This window comes from Roseovarius halophilus (ex Wu et al. 2025), from assembly GCF_047086965.1.
This window is the reverse complement of the sequence record NZ_JBKOTX010000409.1, coordinates 1-2,112: the sequence shown is the minus strand read 5'-3', so window position 1 is coordinate 2,112 and position 2,112 is coordinate 1. Positions and strand designations below refer to the sequence as shown.

3 protein-coding genes and 1 riboswitch are annotated in these 2,112 nt (G+C 67.5%); of the genes, 1 reads left to right on the top strand and 2 read right to left on the bottom strand.

Annotated elements, in window-relative coordinates:
• Positions 1-242: 242 nt before the first annotated feature.
• Both ACH107_RS32240 and ACH107_RS32235 read right to left on the bottom strand, forming a co-directional pair.
• Positions 243-821 (bottom strand): TIGR02281 family clan AA aspartic protease, encoded by a 579-nt coding sequence (locus ACH107_RS32240; protein WP_310691940.1) that lies wholly within the window; start codon positions 819-821, stop codon positions 243-245.
• Positions 822-837: 16 nt separating this feature from the next.
• Positions 838-1,467 (bottom strand): MarC family protein, encoded by a 630-nt coding sequence (locus ACH107_RS32235; protein WP_412509690.1) that lies wholly within the window; start codon positions 1,465-1,467, stop codon positions 838-840.
• Between the two features lie 84 nt (positions 1,468-1,551).
• Positions 1,552-1,761: riboswitch (cobalamin riboswitch) on the top strand.
• A gap of 90 nt (positions 1,762-1,851) precedes the next feature.
• On the opposite strand from ACH107_RS32235, the gene ACH107_RS32230 reads away from it, so the two are divergent.
• Positions 1,852-2,112 (top strand): hypothetical protein (locus ACH107_RS32230; RefSeq protein ID WP_412509689.1); only part of this gene is annotated, 261 nt, incomplete at its 3' end.

The following is a 2,112-nucleotide window of genomic DNA, read 5'->3' as shown; positions in this document are numbered from 1 at the left end:
CCGTCGCAACTTCGCAACTCACGGCCCCTTCCCGATGTCCGCTTTTCCTGCCTGGGCCAACTTGCCACGCCAACGCGGCGAAGGTCCGTTGTCCGCCCTCCTTGTCGATGGTCCGTTTCATGCTGCATCGTTCATGTGAGTCGGCTTCGGGCTGACAGCGGTCATTGCCGTCTGCGTGCATGACGTGCGCTCGACGCACGGTATCAAGAGGTGACAGGCCTGCGCACGCCGCGCCTGTCCCCTTAGCGCGCCAGCAACAGCCGGTTGTTCTGGATCTCGATCCGCTCGAAACGGTTGAGATAGGTCATGCCCAGCAGCGACTGTTCCATCTGCCCGCCATTGACCGAGGCGCGCAGGTTGCGGTCTTGGATCGGGCCGAGGGCGACGCGGTCCAGCACCACCGGGGCGATGCGGACCTCGCCGTTGGCGGTGTAAGCGGTGCCGATAAAATTCAGGTCTTCCGGGTCCAACCCCGCGCGCGCAGCATCGCGGCGCGTCAGAACCACCTGCGTGGCCCCGGTATCGACCAGAAAGGGCACGGTGACGCCGTTGACCTGCAGGTCCAGGTGGAAATGCCCGTCGCGGCCGCGCGGCACCTCGATCACGTTCTCCGAGACCACCGCCTGGGTGACGGTCAGATCGCCTTTCATATCCTGCCAGAGCCCCGCCGCCGCGATGGCGCCCACGAAGATCAGCACCCAGATCATGGCCTGCTGGGCCATCTGGCTGCCCTTCAATCGGCTGTGCGCCATGTAAGAGCCGAGGATGGCCACCCCCAGCAGGGCAAGAAAGACGAATGAGGCGATCTGGTCTCCAGTCATTGGTAACAGATAGGGCCTATCCGCCCAGACCGAAAGAGCGCAGCCCGTCCAGAACGAATTGCACCGACAGCGCGGCCAGCAGCATCCCCAGAAGCCGGGTGACGACGTTGATGCCGACCTTGCCCAGCAGCCGCTCGAGCAGCCCGGCGCCCAGGAACAGGGTCAGCACAAGCGCCAGGACCGCCAGCAGCACGCCCAGGATGGCGACAAAGCCGACCAGGCCCTCGCCCTGGCCCACCAGCAGGATGATCGTGGCGATAGCGCCGGGCCCCGCGATAAGCGGAATCGCCAGCGGGAAGACAGAGGGGTCGTCGTCGTCTTCCTCCTCGTCGTCGTCGGCCTGGTCGCGGCGGCGCTTCTGCCGGCGCTCGAAGAGCATGTCCAGCGCAGTCAGGAACAGCAGGATGCCGCCGGCCACCCGGAAGGCAGGCATGGAGATACCGATGAAGCCCAGAACGGCCTCGCCGAACAGGGCGAACACCAGCAGCAGCGCAAAGCTGATGCCACAGGCGCGCAGGGCCAGCGCCCGGCGCCTGGTCGCGCTCATGCCCTGGGTGAGGGCCACGAAAATCGGGGTCAGACCGATCGGGTCGATGACCACGAAGAGCGCGGCAAAGGCCGTGACGAGAAAGGCGATATCGATCATGGCCGGAACACTATGCGGGCGCGGGCCGGCTGACCAGACCCCCACGCGCGGCGTCGCAGACATTGACAGCGGCCCGCGCGCTCGCCTACCTTCTTTCCCGACGGTGCCCGGCGGCCCCATGCCGTTGGGTGAAAAGGGAACGCGGTGCGCCCGATCCGGGCAAGTCCGCGGCTGCCCCCGCAACTGTAAGCGGTGAGCGGTGCCGATACTGACCACTGGGGCCTGCCCCCGGGAAGGCCCGGCACCCGCCCCGACCCGCGAGCCAGGAGACCTGTCGTCATGATTTTCGACCCGGGCGGGGTGCCCCGGCAAGGTGCCTGTGATGACCGTGATCTCCGTCTGACCAGTGCCGCGCCATCCCCGTTCACAGGCGCGGAGGGCGCGATGATTCTGGAAGATATCCTCAACGCGATGCGGTCACACGGCTGCTCGGAGGCGCGGGCGCGGCAACTGGCCCACATGGGCTACATGGAGTGGCTGGGCGCGCTGCCCGGCGCGGCCAATTACCCCGAAGCGGCGGTGCGGGCCCTTGCGGCCGCGGCCCCGGTCCGGGACGTGTACCCGGCGGTCGCGGAGTTCTGCCGCCTACTGGAGACCAGCGTGAACCGGCCGCTTGCGCCGCTCACCCTGATCCCGCCACGCCCC

Excerpts from the sequence above, each read along its gene's own strand:
- ACH107_RS32240 (WP_310691940.1), bottom strand. The coding sequence starts at position 821 with ATGACTGGAGACCAGATCGCCTCATTCGTCTTTCTTGCCCTGCTGGGG.
- ACH107_RS32235 (WP_412509690.1), bottom strand. The coding sequence starts at position 1,467 with ATGATCGATATCGCCTTTCTCGTCACGGCCTTTGCCGCGCTCTTCGTG.